16 protein-coding genes are annotated in these 18,888 nt (G+C 66.2%); 10 read left to right on the top strand and 6 right to left on the bottom strand.

Features of this window, described 5'->3' with window-relative positions; translation table 11 throughout:
* The 3 genes from K32_RS08590 to K32_RS08600 are packed head-to-tail and all read left to right on the top strand — an operon-like array spanning nt 1 to nt 2,803.
* Nucleotides 1–795: an ABC transporter ATP-binding protein gene (locus tag K32_RS08590; RefSeq protein ID WP_201403615.1), complete on the top strand. Its 795-nt coding sequence runs from the start codon at nt 1–3 to the stop codon at nt 793–795.
* Nucleotides 795–2,165, top strand: coding sequence for an MlaD family protein (locus K32_RS08595; RefSeq protein ID WP_201403616.1), 1,371 nt, complete (start codon nt 795–797; stop codon nt 2,163–2,165). The genes K32_RS08590 and K32_RS08595 overlap by 1 nt, the downstream gene beginning before the upstream one ends.
* A 56-nt stretch (nt 2,166–2,221) precedes the next feature.
* Entirely contained in the window at nt 2,222–2,803 is a 582-nt protein-coding gene (locus tag K32_RS08600) for an ABC-type transport auxiliary lipoprotein family protein (RefSeq protein WP_201403617.1), read from the top strand.
* Nucleotides 2,804–3,147: 344 nt separating this feature from the next.
* On the opposite strand, the gene K32_RS08605 is transcribed toward K32_RS08600, so the two are convergent.
* The 3 genes from K32_RS08605 to parE form a co-directional block, all read right to left on the bottom strand.
* Nucleotides 3,148–4,683 carry a DEAD/DEAH box helicase gene (locus K32_RS08605; protein ID WP_201403618.1) on the bottom strand — a complete coding sequence of 512 codons (1,536 nt, stop codon included), beginning with the start codon at nt 4,681–4,683 and terminating at the stop codon, nt 3,148–3,150.
* 147 nt (nt 4,684–4,830) lie between these two features.
* Complete coding sequence (locus tag K32_RS08610; protein WP_201403619.1) at nt 4,831–5,274, bottom strand: hypothetical protein; 444 nt, start codon at nt 5,272–5,274, stop codon at nt 4,831–4,833.
* Between the two features lie 103 nt (nt 5,275–5,377).
* Entirely contained in the window at nt 5,378–7,423 is a 2,046-nt protein-coding gene (gene parE / locus K32_RS08615) for a DNA topoisomerase IV subunit B (RefSeq protein ID WP_201403620.1), read from the bottom strand.
* A 373-nt stretch (nt 7,424–7,796) separates the two neighbouring features.
* Between parE and K32_RS08620 the strand changes: the two genes are divergently transcribed.
* The 5 genes from K32_RS08620 (at nt 7,797) to K32_RS08635 (ending at nt 12,415) form a co-directional block, all read left to right on the top strand.
* Nucleotides 7,797–7,988: a hypothetical protein gene (locus tag K32_RS08620; protein WP_201403621.1), complete on the top strand. Its 192-nt coding sequence runs from the start codon at nt 7,797–7,799 to the stop codon at nt 7,986–7,988.
* Complete coding sequence (locus K32_RS08625; protein ID WP_201403622.1) at nt 7,975–8,796, top strand: tetratricopeptide repeat protein; 822 nt, start codon at nt 7,975–7,977, stop codon at nt 8,794–8,796. The genes K32_RS08620 and K32_RS08625 overlap by 14 nt, the downstream gene beginning before the upstream one ends.
* Before the next feature lie 279 nt (nt 8,797–9,075).
* On the top strand, nt 9,076–11,211 hold the full coding sequence (locus tag K32_RS08630; protein ID WP_201403623.1) for an OmpA family protein: 2,136 nt from the start codon (nt 9,076–9,078) through the stop codon (nt 11,209–11,211).
* 8 nt (nt 11,212–11,219) lie between these two features.
* On the top strand, nt 11,220–11,348 hold the full coding sequence (locus K32_RS25015; RefSeq protein ID WP_256434778.1) for a hypothetical protein: 129 nt from the start codon (nt 11,220–11,222) through the stop codon (nt 11,346–11,348).
* Nucleotides 11,345–12,415, top strand: a complete 1,071-nt coding sequence (locus tag K32_RS08635) for a hypothetical protein (protein WP_201403624.1) — start codon at nt 11,345–11,347, stop codon at nt 12,413–12,415. The genes K32_RS25015 and K32_RS08635 overlap by 4 nt, the downstream gene beginning before the upstream one ends.
* A gap of 87 nt (nt 12,416–12,502) precedes the next feature.
* Here K32_RS08635 and K32_RS08640 read toward each other — a convergent pair whose 3' ends face one another.
* Nucleotides 12,503–14,656 (bottom strand): lytic transglycosylase domain-containing protein, encoded by a 2,154-nt coding sequence (locus tag K32_RS08640; protein ID WP_201403625.1) that lies wholly within the window; start codon nt 14,654–14,656, stop codon nt 12,503–12,505.
* A 307-nt stretch (nt 14,657–14,963) separates the two neighbouring features.
* On the opposite strand from K32_RS08640, the gene dapA reads away from it, so the two are divergent.
* Nucleotides 14,964–15,839 (top strand): 4-hydroxy-tetrahydrodipicolinate synthase, encoded by an 876-nt coding sequence (dapA, locus tag K32_RS08645; RefSeq protein ID WP_201403626.1) that lies wholly within the window; start codon nt 14,964–14,966, stop codon nt 15,837–15,839.
* A gap of 12 nt (nt 15,840–15,851) precedes the next feature.
* Nucleotides 15,852–16,328 (top strand): SsrA-binding protein SmpB, encoded by a 477-nt coding sequence (gene smpB, locus K32_RS08650; protein ID WP_201403627.1) that lies wholly within the window; start codon nt 15,852–15,854, stop codon nt 16,326–16,328.
* A 174-nt stretch (nt 16,329–16,502) separates the two neighbouring features.
* Here smpB and K32_RS08655 read toward each other — a convergent pair whose 3' ends face one another.
* Nucleotides 16,503–17,723, bottom strand: coding sequence for a porin (locus tag K32_RS08655; protein ID WP_201403628.1), 1,221 nt, complete (start codon nt 17,721–17,723; stop codon nt 16,503–16,505).
* A 500-nt stretch (nt 17,724–18,223) separates the two neighbouring features.
* Complete coding sequence (locus K32_RS08660) at nt 18,224–18,874, bottom strand: uracil-DNA glycosylase (RefSeq protein ID WP_211201077.1); 651 nt, start codon at nt 18,872–18,874, stop codon at nt 18,224–18,226.
* Between the last annotated feature and the right edge of the window lie 14 nt (nt 18,875–18,888).

Genomic DNA, 18,888 nt, shown 5'->3' on the forward strand with positions numbered 1-18,888 from the left:
ATGACGGAAACCGCGCATGGACATGGCCGCGAGAAGGAAGTCGTCATCCGGGGACGCGGGATCACCGTCGGCTTCGGCGACCGGCTGATCCTCGAGAATCTGGATATCGACGTCTATCGCGGCGAGATCCTCGGCGTTGTCGGCGCGTCGGGCACCGGCAAGTCCGTGCTGCTGCGGACGATCCTCGGGCTGCAGTCGAAGCGGGCCGGATCGGTCGAGATCCTCGGAACCGCCTATGACGAGGCCGATCCCGACACGCGGGCCCAGATCGACCGGCGGCTCGGCGTCCTGTTCCAGCAGGGGGCGCTGTTCTCGTCGCTGAACGTGCTGCAGAACGTCGAGTTTCCGATCCGCGAACACCTGCATCTGTCGCCGCGGCTGATGGAAGAACTCGCCCGCCTCAAGATCGATCTCGTCGGACTGGGTCCCGAAGCCGCCGATCGCATGCCGTCCGAGCTCTCCGGCGGCATGATCAAGCGCGCCAGCCTGGCCCGGGCGCTGGCGATGGATCCGGATATCGTCTTTCTCGACGAGCCGACGTCCGGCCTCGACCCGATCGGCGCGACCGAGTTCGATGAACTGATCGCCACGCTGCGGGATACTTTGGGGCTGACCGTGTTCATGGTAACGCATGACCTCGACAGCCTGTACACGGTCTGCGACCGAATCGCGGTATTGGGCGACCGCCATGTGCTGATCGAGGGGACCATCGACGATATGCTCGCGTTCGATGATCCCTGGGTCCAGAAATATTTCCGCGGCGCGCGTGCACGCCGCCTGGAGAATGAAGCTTAATGGAAACGCGCGCCAACTATGCCACGATCGGCCTGTTCACGCTCGGCGTGATCGTCGCGTGCTTTGTCTTCGTCTATTGGCTCGCGCGCTATGACGAGAGCGGCATCCGCAAGCCCATGCGCATACTGATTCCCGGCTCCGTCACCGGCCTCGCGCCGGGCAGCCAGGTTCTGTTTAACGGCATCAAGGTCGGCGAAGTCCGTACGCTCCGGATCAATCCCGAGGATCCGAACGAGGTCGAGGCCATGGTCGGCGTCGATCCGACCCAGCCGATCAAGGCCGACACCAAGGCGACGCTGGGTATCCAGGGCCTGACCGGCATCGCCTTCATCGAGCTGAAGGGCGGCTCCGGCAAGCTGCCGAACCTGCTGGACCAGCCCGGCATCCCGACCCTCGAGGCGCAGGGCTCCGGCCTGCAGGACCTGATCGCCAGCGCCCAGGAGCTTGTGTCGAAGGTCAACACGGCCGTCGATCGCGTCAACGGCTTCATCGACACGGCGGAACCGTCGCTGACGACGTCGATCAAGAACGTCCAGACCTTTACCGACGCGCTCGCCGAGAACTCCGCCGGGGTGAAGGAATTCATGAGCCATTTCGGCGATCTGTCGAAGCGTCTCGGCTCGCTTTCCGAAACGCTAAGCGGCGCTGTCCAGAAGGCCGACAAGATCATCGCCGCGATCGATCCGAGCAAGGTCGCGGAGACGATCGCGAACATCGACAAGGTGACGCAGAAGCTTTCCGCCTCGTCGGACGCCTTCCCGGAGATCGTCGCCAACGTGAAGAACATCTCCGAACAGCTCGGAGACACGCTTGCAGGGGCGAAGCAGATCATCGCGGCGATCCAGGTCGAAGCCGTGAAGAGCACGATCAACGACATCGCCACCGTCGCGCGACGCGTCCAGACGGCAACCGTCGACGTGAACAAGATCGTGGCCGATGCTGGCCAGACCGTCGCGGATGCGAAGGACTTCGTCGCCAGCGTCAAGGCGAAGCAGTCTGACATCGACCTCATCGTCGACAACACGCGCGACATGATCCAGAAGCTGAACGCCGCCTCGACCCGCATCGACGGCATTCTCGGCAAGGTTCAGGATCTCGTGACCGACCCGAACGGCAAGAACTTCTTTGCCGAGGCGACGGCCGCCGCCGCCGCGATCCGCAAGGTCGCGGAAGCCTTCTCGGGCAGGGCCGGCCAGATCGCCGACAACCTCGCCAATTTCAGTGGTCAGGGCCTGCGTAACGTCGACGGGCTGGTCGACCAGCTGCGTCGGACGACGACGCAGTTCGACCGGACGCTGAATTCCATCCAGAGCAATCCTCAGCGCTTCATTTTTGGCAATCCGACGGTACAGGACTACAACCGGAAATGACGCAGAGTGGGGCACGTCAGACCATGCACTTCCTGAAGCGATCCCGGACTGTAGGGATGTTCTCGACGCTCCTGTGCGCGGCGCTGCTGTCGGGCTGCGTGAGCAAGCTGGTGACCTCGCCGCCGCCGGTTACCTATGACCTGGCGGGGCTGCAGTCGGCGCCGGCCGTCAGGGGGCGGACATCGGCCCAGGTTCTCGTGCCGGAGCCGTTCGCGCTGCAGACGCTGGCAAGCCAGCGCATCGTCGTGACGCGCGGTTCGCTCGTCGCCTACTACCCGAACGCGCAGTACCCCGACACGCTGCCCCGGGTCGTGCAGAGCCGGATCATCCAGGCGTTCGAGAAGTCGAAGAGCGTGCGCGCCATCGGCCGGCCGGGTGAGGGGCTGTCGATCGATTACCAGCTCCTGACCAACCTCCGCACCTTTGCATTCAACGTCACGCCGTCGGGCCGCTTCGCCGAGATTGAGCTGTTCGCGCAGATCATGAACGACCGCAACGGCAAGGTCGTCGAGGCCAAGGTGTTCGAGGCCTCGGTGCCCGTCGCCGAAGATACCGCGCCGGCGGCCGTGGCTGGCCTGAACGCGGCGCTGGACGAGGTTCTGAAGGAACTCGTCGCCTGGGCCGTTCCGCGGCTCTAGCGCCTTCATCGTTTCGCTGAATACATCCGGCGGCGGTTCGCGTCTTTACGCGCGAAACGGATCGCGCTTCGCCGGAAGGCGCTGCAATCGGGCGAATGGCGACATGCCCCGTCCGAACGTCGGTTCGGTCGGCCGCGAGTCGACAGACCAAAGCGCGCTGAGAGCAGCTGCGCCTTCTGCCGGATCAATCTGAACTTTTTGGGAAGGGAAGCGACCGGGCGCCTGCGGGCGGTCTGGGTGCGCTTCGTGGCATCATATGCCGAAGGGGGCGTCCGGGAAGCGGATCGCCCAGATATCCATGCCTCGCGGGATCGGAGGCATGGCGGACAGCCGATATGGGCTGATCAGGAGGACGGCGCGCGGACCGGGCGCAGCAGGAACTGCGGCACGTGATCGCCGAGGCCGATGACCTTCTCGTCATTGTCGTTGCGATCGCGACGATCGGAACGGGCAGGGCGGTCACGCTGATCGCGCTCGCGGCGCGGATTTTCCTGCTGGCGGGCGGCGTCCTGCTGGCGCGGGGCTTCCTGCCGCTCGCGACGGGGAGCCGGCTCGGCCTTGCGCTCGCGCGGTGCCGGCTCTGCGACCGGGGCGTCCTGCGCCTCCGTGGTCGCCTCGACGGTGGCCTCGGCGCGGGGCTTGTCCTGCTGACGCGACGAACGTCCGCCGCGCGGCTTGCGCTCGCCACGGGAGTCGTCGGACTTGCGACCACGGCCACGACCGGCGGGAGCCGCCTCGTCCGAGGCGCTTACCGGCTGGACCTCGTTCATCCAGGTCACGCCGTCGCCCGTCAGCTTCTCGATCGCGGCCAGGTACTTCTGGTCGGACGGGGCGACGAGCGTCATGGCGGTGCCGGAGCGTCCGGCGCGGCCCGTGCGGCCGATGCGGTGGACATAGTCGTCCGCATGGGTCGGGATGTCGAAATTGAACACGTGGCTGACATCGGGGATGTCGAGGCCGCGCGCGGCGACGTCGCTGGCGACCAGCAGCGTCAGGCGGTTGTTCTTGAACGCGTCCAGCGTCGCCATGCGGGCCCGCTGGTCCATGTCGCCATGCAGCGCGCCGACGGAGAAGCCGTGCTTCTCGAGCGAGCGGGCGAGGACGGCGACGTCACGCTTGCGATTGCAGAAGATGATCGCGTTCTTCAGGTCGGTCGCGCCGCGGATCAGCTCGCGCAGAGTCTCGCGCTTGTCGAACGCCTCGCGGCCGGTATGCACGAAGACCTGCGTCACGGTCTTCGCGGTCGTGGCCGGCTTGGCGACCTCGATGCGGACCGGGTTCGACAGGAACGTGTCGGCGAGGCGCTGGATCTCCGACGGCATGGTTGCCGAGAAGAACAGCGTCTGGCGCGTGAAGGGGATCAGCTTGGCGATGCGCTCGATGTCGGGGATGAAGCCCATGTCGAGCATGCGGTCCGCCTCGTCGATGACGAGGATCTCGACGCCGGTCATCAGCAGCTTGCCGCGCTCGCAATGGTCGAGCAGGCGGCCGGGCGTCGCGATCAGGACGTCGACGCCACGGTCGAGCTTCTTTTCCTGGTCGTTGAACGACACGCCGCCGATCAGCAGCGCCACGTTGAGCTTGTGGTTCTGACCGTACTTGTTGAAGTTTTCCTCGACCTGCGCCGCGAGCTCGCGGGTCGGCTCCAGGATCAGCGTGCGGGGCATGCGCGCCCGGGCGCGGCCCTGCTCCAGCAGCGTGATCATCGGCAGCGTGAAGGACGCGGTCTTGCCCGTGCCAGTCTGGGCGATGCCGAGGACATCGCGCCGAGAGAGCACATGCGGGATCGCCTCTGCCTGGATCGGCGTGGGCGTGGTGTATCCGCTTGCCTCAACGGCAGCCAACACCTTGGGGCTCAGTCCGAGCGTAGAGAAGGTCATGTTTTGAAAAAGGGCCCAGAGCCCGACGGGACGGCAAACCAGCACATCACCATCGATGAAAGATGCACGCAAATACGAGATTTTGCGTGGACTTGTCAAATGTTTCGGCGAAAAGGGCCGATTTCCCTCGCTGTCGCGGCCGGGAGGTCAGTTGCTGGCCGGTCCGAAACGATAGCTGTCGTCGTCGCCGATGAAGAGCTCGTAGCTCTCCCGCGCGCCATCGGCGGCCGGATTGATCATCTCCAGGAAGATGCTGAGGCCGTCGTCGTCCGCCTCGATGACGAAGTCGCCGATATTCTGCTTCAGCTCGATCAATTCCTTGATGTCGACCGTGCGGGTGACCGTGAACGCGCCGTCGGCGCCGCTCGCCAGCCATTGCACGAACAGCCGCGCTACCGGCTCGGGGCCGCTGCGCACGACGACGACGCGATAGACCCCTTTGGTGCCGTCCTTTTCCCAGGTGCCGGCCGTACGGACCTCCTGAACCGAGGTGGCGATGGCGGCCACGCTGTCGGCGATCGGATCGGCGCGCAGGGGAGCGACCGTCGCCACGGTAAGGATGCAAGCCGTCAAAAGCGCGCGAACGGTCATCTCTGAACCTCCTTGAAACGGGATCCGCATCGAGCGGTCCCGGGGACAGGCAAAAGGTCCCTGAACGAGTTTGGCGTCGAACCGCGACAATCCCGTGTCGCGTTCAGATATCGAGCTCTTTGGCGAAGACGGCGCGCTCCTGGATGAAGCGGAAACGCTCCTCCGGCTTGTTGCCCATCAGCTGTTCGACGACATCCTGGGTGAGCGAGATATCGCCGTCAACGATGCCGACGCGCAGCAAGGTGCGCTTGCCGGGATCCATCGTCGTCTCCTTGAGCTGGCCGGGCAGCATCTCGCCGAGGCCCTTGAAGCGGCCGATCTCGACCTTCCCCTTGCCCTTGAACTCGGTCGCCAGCAGGTCTTCCTTGTGCTGGTCGTCGCGGGCGTAGAGCGTCTTGCCGCCCTGGCTGATGCGATAGAGCGGCGGCACCGCGAGATAGAGGTGGCCCTTGTCGATCAGGGACGGCATCTCGCGATAGAAGAAGGTGATCAGCAGCGAGGCGATGTGGGCGCCGTCGACGTCGGCGTCGGTCATGATGATGACCTTGTCGTAGCGCAAATCGTCGTCGCGATAGTGCGTGCGCGCGCCGACGCCCAGCGCCTGCATCAGGTCAGCCAACTGCTGGTTCTGCGCCATCTTCTCGCGGCCGGCATTGGCGACGTTGAGGATCTTGCCGCGCAGCGGCAGCACGGCCTGGCTGGTGCGATTGCGCGCCTGCTTGGCGGAGCCACCTGCGGAATCACCCTCGACGATGAAGATCTCGCTGCCCTGGGCCGCGCTCTGGCTGCAGTCCGCCAGCTTGCCGGGAAGGCGCAGCTTGCGCACCGCCGTCTTGCGGTTGACCTCCTTTTCCTGCCGCCGGCGCAGCCGTTCCTCGGCGCGCTCGATGACCCAGTCGAGCAGGCGCGAGGCTTCCTGCGGCGCCGCCGCCAGCCAATGGTCGAAGGGATCGCCGATCGCCTTCTCGACGATGCGCGTCGCTTCCGCCGTCGACAGCTTGTCCTTGGTCTGGCCGACGAATTCCGGCTCGCGCACGAAGACCGACAGCATCGCCGCGCAGGACGTCATCACGTCCTCGGCGGTGATCGCGGCGGCGCGCTTGTTGCCGGAGAGCTCGGCATAGGCCTTGAGGCCGCGCAGCAGCGCCATGCGCAGGCCCTGCTCATGCGTGCCGCCTTCCGCCGTCGGGATCGTGTTGCAGTAGGAGCGGACATAGCCGTCGCCCGGATACCAGGCGATCGCCCATTCCGCCGCGCCGTGGCCGCTCGCCTTGTCGGTGCGGCCGGCGAAGATCTGCGACGTGATCGTCTTCTCGGCTCCGAGCTCGGCCGCCAGGAAGTCCTTCAGACCGGCGGGGAAGTGGAAGACGGCCGACGGCGGCGTCGCGCCCTCGGGATCCAGCAGTTCCGGCGCGCAGGTCCAGCGGATCTCGACGCCACCGAACAGATAGGCCTTCGAGCGGGTCATGGCGAACAGGCGCCAGGGCTTGAAATGGGCCTCGGCGCCGAAGATCTGCGGATCCGGCTTGAAGCGGGTCTTGGTGCCGCGACGATTATGCACCTCGCCGACCGCCTCGAGCGTCGAGGTCGGATGACCGCGCGAGAAGGTCTGGCGATAGAGCCGCTTGCCGCGCGCGACTTCGACTTCCAGCAGTTCCGACAGGGCATTGACCACGGAGACGCCGACGCCGTGCAGGCCGCCCGAGGTCTCGTAGACCTTGGAATCGAACTTTCCGCCGGAATGCAGCGTCGTCATGATGACTTCGAGCGCCGACTTGTCCTTGAACTTCGGATGCGGGTCGACCGGGATGCCGCGGCCATTGTCGGTGACCGTCACGCTGCCATCGGCCGAGAGTTCGACATCGATGAAGGTGGCGTGGCCGGCCACGGCCTCGTCCATCGAATTGTCGATCACTTCGGCGAACAGGTGATGCAGCGCCTTCTCGTCGGTGCCGCCGATATACATGCCGGGGCGACGACGCACCGGCTCGAGCCCCTCGAGGACCTCGATGTCGGCGGCGGAATAGCTGCCTTCGGCCGCGGGCGGCGCCGCCGTGCGCCGCGGGGCGGCCTCTTCGCGGGGCGGCTCCGCCGGCTTCACTGCGCGCGCGGTTCCACCGGCTCCGAATAGGTCGTCGATCTCTGCCATGGTCATCCGTTGTTGTGTGGCCCGTGCAATGGCGTGATGGAGGCGGCGAATCAAGACGGAATTTTGCCACGCCTCATGCGAGGGCGCGAGTGTGTTCCTTGTTTGTTCATTCTGGCGCCAGCCGCTGGCCGCTTTCCGGTGCCAGGCCGGCCGACAACCCTGACGACGTATCGCCCGGTACCGCTACGATTCCATGTTGCGGTCCCGCAACACTGGTTTCGCATCTCGCCGCCGGGGCTACCGGCCCGCCGCAATTGCCGCCTTTCAGCCATAAAGTGAAACGACCGTCGCTTTCATCCGGGGGCGGATAGGACAAACCTTGCGTATTGTCGGCACAAAATCTTGTTGGTCTTCAGCGGTACACGGAGCTGTGATGGCGCGCGTAGTCAAACGCGCCTGCAACCGCCTCGGATTCGCCCGAAACCAGTCCCATATTTCCGGAAATCGAAATTTCCGCGACGTCGCGGAACGGAAAGAGAACTTCGCTTCGACGACCCTGATGGCCCTTTGGCCGTCGGCGGGCGCGGGCGGCAAGCATGGTATGACGTGCAATGCGATTCTGTAACGCGTTCGGCGGCGTCGCCCTATTTGGCATGTCCGTCCTGGCCGGGCTCGGTGCGTGGTCGGGGCAGGCGCTGGCCCTCGACGCCCGTACGCTCGACCGCAACGCGACGCCGGTGGAGGCGTTCCGCTTCGGCTTCAACGCCTACAAGCAGGGCGACAAGACGACGGCGGTCGAGGCGCTGACCTTTGCCGCCGACAAGGGCCACGCGGTCGCCCAGTGGAAGCTCGGGCGGATGTATGCCGAGGGTGACGGCCTCACCAAGAACGACGTGAAGGCCTTCGAGCTGTTCAGCGAAGTCGCCGACGCCCATGCCGACGACAATCCGAACGCGCCGTCCGCGCGCTTCGTATCCAATGCGTTCGTCGCGCTCGGCTCCTACTATCGCGATGGCATCCCCAACAGCGTCCAGCCGGATTTCGGTCGCGCCCGGCAGATGTTCTCCTACGCTGCCTCCTATTTCGGCGACTCCGACGCCCAGCTCAATCTCGCTCGCATGTATTATGACGGCGAGGGCGGCGACCGCGATCCGCGCCAGGCCGCTCGCTGGGCCAAGCTGTCCGCCGACAAGGGCAATGTCGGCGCCCAGGCCCTTCTCGGGCACATGCTGTTCGAAGGCGACGGCGTCACGCGGCAGCCGGTCGTCGGCCTCATGTTCCTGACGATCGCGCGGGATCGCGCCCCGGCGACCGACGGCTGGATCCAGAAGCTGCAGGAACAGGCCTTCTCCGTCGCGACGGAGACGGAGCGACGCACCGCCCTTGCCATGGCGGATGACTGGATCGGCAAGAACCCGCCGAGCGTCCAGTAAGCGCGCGGTTCGCGCCCGACATTCGAGCAACACACCCCATTTGCATCGTCGCCCGGGCAAGCTTGCCGGGGATGACGGCTTACATGCGCTTGCGGCGCCTCGGCCAATTCGGCGAGGATCGTCCCCAGCACTCGTCAGCCGAACCGGAGCCTTCTCTGGCACGGGTTCCGGCGATCGGGAGGGAGGCGACATGGAAAGCAGCGCGACGCAACGCGCCTTGTCAGCCTGGTTGTCGAGGCTGCCTGCCGATGCGCGCCGGACGCCGGGAGTGTTTCGGCGATGAGCGCATGGCGCCTGTGCCTGATTCCCGGCCTCGTCATCGTGACGATCCTGACGCTTCTCGCCCTGTTCATGACGTCCGGCCGGGTCGCGCGCGACATCGGCGAGCGTGTCGACGCGCAGCTGGCCATCGACGGCCAGCCCTGGGCAACCGGCAAGGTGAGCGGCCGTTCCGTCACCGTCATGGGCACGTCGCCGACCTTGCTGGCGCAGCGCCTCGCCGTCGAATCGGCCGGCCGCGTCTGGGGCGTCGACCGGGTGGTCGACGGCAGCGGCATCATCCCGCTCCAGTCACCCTATATCTGGTCGGCGACCCGCACCGCGAGCGGCGTCGCCATCACCGGCTACGCTCCTTCCGAAGAGGCGCGGCAGGCCGTGCTGGCATCCGTTGCCCGTGTCCTGCCCTCCGTGACGCTGGACGGCACCCTGGTCCTGGCGCGGGGCCAGCCCTCCGGCTACCTCGCGCTCGTCGATTTCGCGCTGCAGCGGCTCGCCGAGCTCGATATCGGCACGGTGACGCTGACCGGCTCCAGCCTGTCCGTCGACGGCACGGCGCGGGACGAGGCGAACTTCGCGCTGGCGGCCCAGGCCTTGTCCGGGGGCGTGCCGGCGGGTGGGCAATTGCGGAACGTCCGGGTCCTGCCGCCGCGAAGCGAGAATTTCTCCTGGGTCGCGGACTATGACGGCACCTCGGTCAAGCTCAGCGGCTTCGTGCCCTCCGTCGCGGTCCGGCGGGATATCGCCGACGCGCTCGCAACCGCGCTGCCGGGAACGCCGGTGGAGGATACCACGCAGCTCGCCTCCGGCGTGCCGGATGGCTTCGCCTTCGCCGCCGTGTTCTCCGCCTACCAGCTGGCCCGCTTCAGCCAAGGTCGCATCGTCATCGACGGATCGCTGCTCTCCGTCGAGGCCAAGGCGAAGACGGTTGCCGACTACGAGATGGCGCTTGCCGAGATCGAGGCGCGGCGCAGCAAGCGGCCGGTCGGCATCGGCATCGGCACGATCGATCTGCTGCCGGCCGCCGTGGATCCCTATGTCTGGCGGGCCGATCATACCGGCGACAGCCTGGTCCTGACCGGCTATGTGCCGTCGGTGGCGGCGCATGACGAGGTCCTCGGCATGGCGGCGAAGCTCTTTCCCGAGCATTCGATCGTCGATCACGTTCGCGTCGCCGACGGCGATCCCAAGATGGACTGGATCGGCGCGCTCAAATTCGCGCTGACGCAGCTGGCGCAGCTCGACAAGGGCTTCGTGTCGCTGACCGGCCGGAAATACGACATCGTCGGCGAGGCCTCGTCCTCGGCCGCCTATTCGAGCCTGACCGAGGCGCTCAAGAAGATCCTGCCCGCCAGCATGGAGCTGCGCCGTTCGGCGGTCTCGCCGGGCGCCGTGTCGCCCTTTGTCTTCGCGGCGGCGCGCGGCTCGGAGACGCTGACGCTGAGCGGCTATGTCCCGACCGACGAGGTCGTGCAGAAGATCGTCGCGGTGGCGCGTCCGAAATTCGGCTCCGACAGGATCGAGTTGCGGCTGCTGCTCGCCGGCGGCGCGCCGGACGGATTCGTCGAGGCGGTCGACGTCGCGCTGCAAGCAGTGAGCCGCCTGCAGGGCGGGCGCTTCGACCTCGTCGACCAGAAACTCTCGCTGTCCGGGGTGGCGGTGTCGGAGGGCGCGCGCGGCGCGATCGAGGCGACGGTCAAGTCGGACCTGCCGCCGGGATTCGAGATCGCCTCGTCGCTGATGGTCGCCGTCGGAGGCGATCCGTTGACGGGCCCGCAATGCCAATTGGCCCTGCGCGCCGAAGCCGACCGCGAGAAGGTGCAGTTTGACGGCAGCACGGCGCGGATCCTGCCCGGCAGCTACGGCCTTCTCGACCGGATCGCGGCGATCGTCCAGCGCTGCCCGATCGCGACGGTCGAAATCGGTAGCCATACGGATTCGCAGGGCGGGACGCGCAAGAATCAGGCGCTGAGCGTCGAGCGCGCCAATGCCGTGGTCGACCACCTGGTCGCCGATGGCGTCCGGCGCGAGCGTCTCAACCCGATCGGCTATGGCAGCAGCCGGCCGATCGCGTCGAACTCGAAGGCTTCCGGGCGAGCGCAGAACCGGCGCATCGAATTCGGCATCGTCGGACAGTAGGAGGCGGCATGGCCTATGTGATCGTGAACTACTGGCCATTCCTGGCGGCGGCCGGCGGCCTCGGCTTCCTGGTCGGCTGGTGGGCGCTCGGCTCAAGCCGCCGCGCGCATTCATCCGATGGAGGCACCGCGCCATGATCCTGCACGCGGCGGAGATCTGGGCGGCGCTCGCCGGTTGCTTCATTCTGGGAGCCCTGGTCGGATCGATCTTCCATCGGGCGATCGCGCTGACGGGCGCCAACCGCGCGCAGGCGAGCCTCATTCGCGGGATCGATCGGGTGGTCCGCGCGCTCGAGCGCATCCTGTTGCCCTGGCGCGGCACTGTGCCGGCCATCCTGCCGCAGACGGTTCCCGTTCCGCCGCCGGACTTCAGCCCGGTTCCGGTCATCCCGGAGGTCCATCCCGTCATGGAATCGCTTGCGTCGGGGCCTGTCGAGATCGATCCGTTCCCGTCGGAAAGGCTGGCCGAAGCCGAGCTGCTGCCGCCCGTCTCCTACGCCTACGCCCACCTCGATCCGGCGACAGCATCCGATCCGGCCTCGCATGGCGATGCCAGCGGCTTCCAGCCTCTTTCCCTGCCGGGGCCGCGGCAGGGCGTTGCCGACCCGCTGCATGCCATTGTCGGCCTGACGAAGCGCCATGCCGGGCGCCTTGCCGAGGTCGGCATCTATCATTTCAGCCAGATCGCTTCCTGGACGCCGCAGGAGGTGGCCTGGATCGCCGCCTATCTGCAGGTCGGCGATGCCATCGTCAGCAAGGACTGGGTCGGGCAGGCGATGCATTTCGCCAGCTCCGACGAGCCGATCGTCGTGCCCGAGCGCGTCCGCAAGGCCCCAGTGGCCGCCAAGCCGAAATCGCGCCCGAAGCGGTCGAAGGGGAAAGCAGAGGCGGTGGGGGAAACGGCGGCGCTGCAGGAGCAGGCCCCGACTGAGGAGCCTGAGGACGACAAGGCGGCGACTGGCGACGCGCCGGCCAAGCCGGCCCGCAAGAAGCGGGCGGAGAGCAAGGATGGCGACGCCCGGCAGGCAAAGCCCCGCGCCAGACGCAGGAAGTCCGCCGGGAGCGATCGCGCGGCATCCCCGGTCCCATCCGAGACGGGCGCGGCAGTCGTCGTGGCAGCAGTCGAGGAGCCGGCATCGCCCGAACCCGGGCCGCGTGAGGGGGAAAACTCCGAGAATTCGGCGGATCATCGCCGCGAGCCGTGACGCGGCGATGCGCGAGAGGCACGCCACGATGATCCGCATAGCGCGGACGGGATGGGGCCCGTCCGGTCAGGTTTCCTTGAGAATTGGCTAGCTGCGGCCGCCGCGATTGAGGTCGCGGTTGATCACGAGCGCCGGCTCGCCGAGGCGGGCGCGGTAGACCTGCAGGTTCTCCATGCAGCGCATGACGTAGTTGCGCGTCTCGCTGAAGGGGATCCGTTCGATCCAGTCGACGGCGTCGATATTGGGATCGCGCGGGTCGCCATATTGCTGAACCCACTTGGTAACGCGGCTGCGGCCGGCGTTGTAGGCGGCGAACGACATGATGTAGGAGCCGTTGAAGCCGTTCACGAGCTCGGCCAGGTGGGCCGCGCCGATGGTGGCGTTGTAGCCGGCGTCGCTGGTCAGTCGATCCAGCGAATAGGGCAGGCCGGCCGCCTTGGCCACGACCTTGGCGGTGCCGGGCATCAGCTGGAGCAGGCCGCGCGCGCCGGCATGGCTGACGGCGCCGGGATTGAAGGCGCTCTCCTGGCGGGCGATGGCGTAGACGATCGACTTCTCGATGCTGGTGGTCTTCACCGAGCGCGGGATCGCCGCGGTCGGGAAGGCGAGGGTCTCGACCGGCAGGCCGCGCGTATAGGCCTTCTTGCCGACCTGCAGCGCCAGCTGGTGGTCGCCCCGCTTTTCCGCCATCTGGGCGAGGAGCGCCATCTCGGCCGGATTGGTCAGGGTCTCGGAAAGCCGGACGTAGAAGGCCCGCGAGCGGTCATTGTAGCCGGCAGCGGCGAAGCGCTGCGCCGCCTGGACCATCGGACGGCTGTTGAAGCGCTTCTGGAGCGCGCTGTCCGCCGTCGGCGGCGACGAGAGCTTCAGCTGCTTGACGCCGAGCTTGGAGGCGGCGAGCTGGCCGTAGAAGGTCGTGGGATAGGCGGCGGCGAGGCGGTACTGCGCGGTGGCCTCCGCCTTCTCGCCCAGGGCTTCCGCCGTGCGGCCGAGCCAATACTCGGCGCGCGACTGGCTCAGCGGCATGCTCGAGACCTGCTGGATCGCCTGGAAGTGCCGGCGGGCGACGGCGGGGCTGTTCAGGAAACGCAGCGCATACCAGCCGGCGTGGAACTCGGCATCGGCCTGGTTGCTGCTCGATTCGGCCGCATGTTCGGATACCAGCTTGTAGGCGAGCTTGGCGTTGCCGAGATCGAGCAGTTCGCGCGAGAGCACGCGCCGTTCGATCCACCAGGCGTCGGGATCGACCAGGGCTGCGCCGTCGCGCGGCGCCGTCAGCATCAGGGCGGCCGCCTCGCGGTAGTTCTCGCCCCGGCGCAGGTGCTGCACCTTGGAATAGATGTAGCCCGGATCCTTGCGCAGGCGCGCCGGCACCTTCTCGAGCAGGGCGCCGGCGTTCTTGTCCTTGCGGATCACGGCCGCGCGGGCCGCCGCCAGCTGCTGGATGTCGCCACCCAGCAATTTTGCCATGGCGAGGCCCTCAGCCGCGTCGTTATCGTAGAAGAACTTGTCCATCCGCGTCTTGTGATCAGCGGTGGTCAGCAGCCCTCCGAATTCCTTCAGGATCGTGGCTTCGGTGCTCTGCGAGAACGAATCCTTGCGCCACTTCGGGCGGAGCAGGGCGGCGGCGTCCTTGGTGCGGCCCGCGCCGACATAAGCGCGCAGCAGCAGCAGCGTGCCCTCGTCCGACCCCGGCTGGGTTCCGCCGAAGGCGCCGATAACGGTGGCAGGATCGGCGTTCATGCGCGTCAGCGCCTGCTCGGCGCGCCGGCGCAGCAGCGCCTGTCCCGGCCAATCGGAGAGCTCCTGCGCCACCTGCGTGATCTGCGATACGGGGACATCCGGGCTGCCGCTCTGGGCCACGAGCCAGGCGATGATGTCCTGGTTGGTCTTGTCCGGCATCATCCGGCCGAGCGCCTGCGCCTTGCCGATCTGTCCGCTGTCGATGAGCTTCAGGGCGGCGTCAAGGCCGAGCTGGCTCGGCGAAAGACGCTCGACGAGATCGTTTGCCTGCGAGGCAGCGCCGGCATTGGCCGGCCGCGACGGCTTGGCGACGGGGGTGATGCCGGAGGTGATGATTTCCCCGGACACGTCGGCGCCGCGGGAGGGGTTGGAGCGGGGAAGGGGCGTGGTCGAGGCGATGGCGTCGCCCAGGATGCCAAGGCTGATCAGAGCGCAACCTGCTGCCTGGGTCAGCATCCATCCGCGACGCTGCCAGCTGCGATCCGCTTTCATCACCATGTCATCACCTCCCGTTTCGTTCCGCACCTCCGGCAGCTCCATCCTGGACGAATATCCCGATAGCGCTCTGACGAAGCCCGCTCGACGCACACCAACTCATACAAGCACGCGTCGACCCTACGCGGTCATGGTGAACAAAGGCTTGACGCAACCTCCCGTCCAATGCGGAGGTGTTGCCCTGCCAAGGGGCAGCGATTATGTTCGCCGCCCAAGTTAGAGCACAAAACAAAGCATGTTGGACCGATCCGCCATCGGTCATGATCCGGGCGGAATTCGGCCAATTGACGGCAAAAGGTGGAAGCGCGCGATGTTCAAGGGTTCGATCACGGCCATGGTCACCCCGATGCGAGAGGGTTCGGTCGATGAGGACGCGCTGCGTTCCTTCATCGATTGGCAGATCGCCGAGGGTACCCACGGTCTCGTGCCCGTCGGCACGACCGGCGAAAGCCCGACCTTGTCGCACGCGGAACACAAGCGCGTCGTCGAGATCACCATCGAGGTTGCGGGCGGCCGCGTCCCGGTGATCGCCGGTGCCGGTTCGAACAACACGGCCGAGGCGATCGACCTCGCCCGCCATGCCGAGAAGGCCGGCGCCGACGCCGTCCTCGTCGTCACGCCCTACTACAACAAGCCCAATCAGGAAGGCCTGTACCAACACTACAAGGCGATCAACGACGCCATCGGCATTCCGATCATCATTTACAACATCCCGCCGCGCTCGATCATCGACATGTCGGTCGAGACCATGGCGCGCCTGTTCGAGCTGAAGAACATCATCGGCGTCAAGGACGCGACGGCGAAGCTCGACCGCGTCAGCCTGCAGCGTCAGGCGATGGGGCCGGAGTTCCTGCAGCTTTCGGGCGAGGACGGCACGGCGCTCGGCTTCATGGCGCATGGCGGCCATGGCTGCATCTCCGTCGCCTCCAACGTCGCGCCGCGTCTCTGCGCGGAGTTCCAAGAGGCCTGCATGGCGGGTGACTTCGCCCGCGCGCTGACCTATCAGGACCGGCTGATGCCGTTGCATCACGCGATCTTCATCGAGCCGAACCCGACGGGCGTGAAGTATGCGCTGTCGCTGCTCGGCCGCATGGAAGACCGCGTCCGCCTGCCGCTGGTCGGCATCTCCGACCCCACCAAGACGGCCATCCGCAGCGCCCTTGCGCATGCGGGCCTGATCAACTGAAGGCAATGAATCATGAGTAGCGGCACCGGCGATCCGCGTTATCGGCTTGCCGCCGACAATCGACGCGCACGCTACGATTTCGAGATCGGCCAGACCTACGAAGCAGGCATCATGCTGACCGGCACGGAGATCAAGTCTCTCCGTGGCGGGCGCAGCACGATTGGCGATTCCTATGCTGCCGAAAAGGGCGGCGAGGTCTGGCTGTTCAACGCCTATATCCCGGAATACCTGCAGGCCAACCAGTTCAACCACGAGACGCGCCGCCCGCGGAAACTTCTCCTGCACAAGAAGGAGATCGCGCGCCTCTCGCAGGCCGTGCAGCGCGAGGGCATGACGATCGTGCCGCTCAAGATCTATTTCAACGACAAGGGGCGGGCGAAGGTCGAGATCGCGCTGGCGCGCGGCAAGAAGCAGCACGACAAGCGGCAGGCCGAGAAGGCGCGTGACTGGAACCGCGAGAAGGGCCGCCTGATGCGCGACAAGGGCTGACGCGCCCTCGCTTCCACGGATTGAGATGGAGAAAGCCCGGTCGCGATGCGGCCGGGCTTTTCGTTTTGGCGTTCAGGCAACAAAAAGGCCCCGCCGATTTTCGGCGGGGCCTTCTTCATTTCGGGCGTCCGGTGGATCGCTCCACCGGACGCGATATCGCCGAGGCGACCTGGATTACCAGGAGCGCTTCAGGAACAGGTTGGCGGTCCAGGAGTCGCCGTCGTTCGCGATGTCTGCGATCGGGTTGTTCTTGATGTCGACGTCCGTGTAGAAGATGTCGGCGACGAGCTCGAGACCCTTGACCGGAGCGTAGGCGGTGTTGAAGCCAACGCGCCAAGCGTCGACCTTCACGTTGTCGATGCTGCCCGAGCCGTCGAAGCTGGCGTAACCGCCCGAGAGCGACGACCAGAGCTGCGGGGTCCAGACGTGCTTGTACGAAGCAAGCGCGCTCCAGCTCGAGCCGGAAGCGGCCGAGAAGAGCTTGTCGTCGAGGCCGAGCGAGCCGACGACCGAGGTGCCGCCCGAGATACCCGTGAACGAGTTGGCGTTGTCGCCGTAAGCAGCCGACACGAAGAAGCGGTCGCCCGGCGACAGGTTGTCGAGAGCAACCTCGAGACCGCCACCGACGGCCCAGCCGGTCTTGCCTTCGCCCGTGTTGAAGTCAACGGCCGTCTTCGTGTAAGCGCCAGCGACCTTCGCGCTGAAGATGCCCGACGAGTAGGTGACGGCGCCGATGATATCCGGGATGTTGTCGTTGCCGCGCGTAATACCGGACTGGTCGATGTAGTACCCGACGGAGCTGCGATCGCGCTGGTCTTCGACCGAGATGGCCAGACCGAAGCCGTTGACGGCATAGGTCAGCTGGATGTGATCGGTGGTCGAATCCGAACCGAACATGCCGGTGTCGTCATAGCCGCGACCGAAGTCGAACAGCGAGGTGAAGTAACCAGCCTTGAGCGGTCCGAGCTCGAGGTACGCGCTGTCGACGTAAGCCGAATTGGTCGACTCGTTGATGAAGTCGGCCGCGTCATTGCCGGTGCCGGTCTTGTTGCCGGTCTTGGCGCGGTAGTCGATGAAGCCGGTCAGGTTACCGTATTCGGTGACCGACGAAGCCGTCAGCTGGATCGAAACTTCCGTGTAGAAGTTGCCCCAGTTGTTGTTGTCGTTCTTGTCCAGCGGGCTGCGATCGCCGCCGCCGAAGGACGTGCCGAACTCGACGTAGCCGCCGATCTTGATGCAGGTGTCCGTGCCGGGGGAGTAAAAGAAGCCCGAACCGAAGGCGTCGCAGACCTTCACGTAATCGACCGGCTCGGCGACCGTGAGATCGGCAGCCTGAGCGCCGCCTGCGAGCACGATTGCTGCGGCCGAGCCGAGCAGAATGGACTTAAAGTTCATGAAACCTGACCTCTAGTTGTCAGGGGATCGAAAGAAGCGTCGCTGCCCCGGCTGCGCCAATTCAGGCGCTTCGAAGCGGCATGCTGCCCCAGTTCCCCCAGCCAATGAGCTGTCCGTGACCCCCCATGGGAAACGGACAGGACTTTCTCCAAATCACTCTTCGAAAGTCAGGTGAACTTAGCTGGGAAGATGATTCACGTAACTCAAAAACAGCCAAGCTTCCGATATGTATGGGTGATTGTAAGCTTTAGTTGCTATTTTACAGCACCCGCTGTTTGGCAAGCAGAACCAAGGGTTTGTGCGGGGAATGGCGACGAGGACAGGGCTCCGACGCGCGCGGCTGCCTCGAGCGGGGTCGTGGGAGGTCGGTTGAGACGGCTAAGCGATTGGCTTGTCGAGGGAAGCAAAGCGGCGCGTGCCGGAGGCTCATCGCATCTCGATGGGGCCAGACTTTGGTCGCGCTGGGCCGGAATAAAGAGGGGCTGGGCCTGCCGGGGCGGTCAGCGCGGGTCGGCGTCGAGGAACTCGCGCATGTCCGAGAACACCGAGCGGAACATGTCCGTCGTCAGCACGCCGGTGTTCGTATTGTAGCGCGAGCAGTGATAGCTGTCGAAGACGGTAAGGCTGCCGATATTATGATGCGCGCCGTGGGCGAACTTCCGGCGGGCCATCTTCTCGCCCAGGGCGACGACGATGCTGTCATGCGCGATCTTGCCGAGCGCGAGGATCGCCCGCAGTCGCGGCATGCCGTCGATCGTGGCGCCGAGATAGGGGCGGCAGGTGCGGATCTCGTCGGTGGTCGGCTTGTTCTCGGGCGGCACGCAGCGCACCGCATTGGTGATCGCCGTGTCGATCGGGGTCAGGCTGTCGTCTGGCCGCGCCTCGAATACGCCACGCGCAAAACCGAACTCGATCATCGTCTGGTACAGGAGGTCGCCGGCATAGTCGCCGGTGAACGGGCGGCCGGTGCGATTGGCGCCGCGCAGGCCCGGCGCGAGCCCGACGATCAGCAGGCGCCCGTCATCCACCCCGAAGGAAGGGACGGGCGCGTTGTTCCAGTCCGGCTGCCGGGCGCGCCATTCCTCGCGAAAGGCGACGAGGCGAGGGCAGAGCGGGCAGTCGCGGCCAGGATCCGAGGAAGACAGAGTCACCAGTCAGGCCCGTA

Origin of the sequence: Kaistia sp. 32K, from assembly GCF_016629525.1 — a bacterium.
Classification (GTDB): domain Bacteria; phylum Pseudomonadota; class Alphaproteobacteria; order Rhizobiales; family Kaistiaceae; genus Kaistia.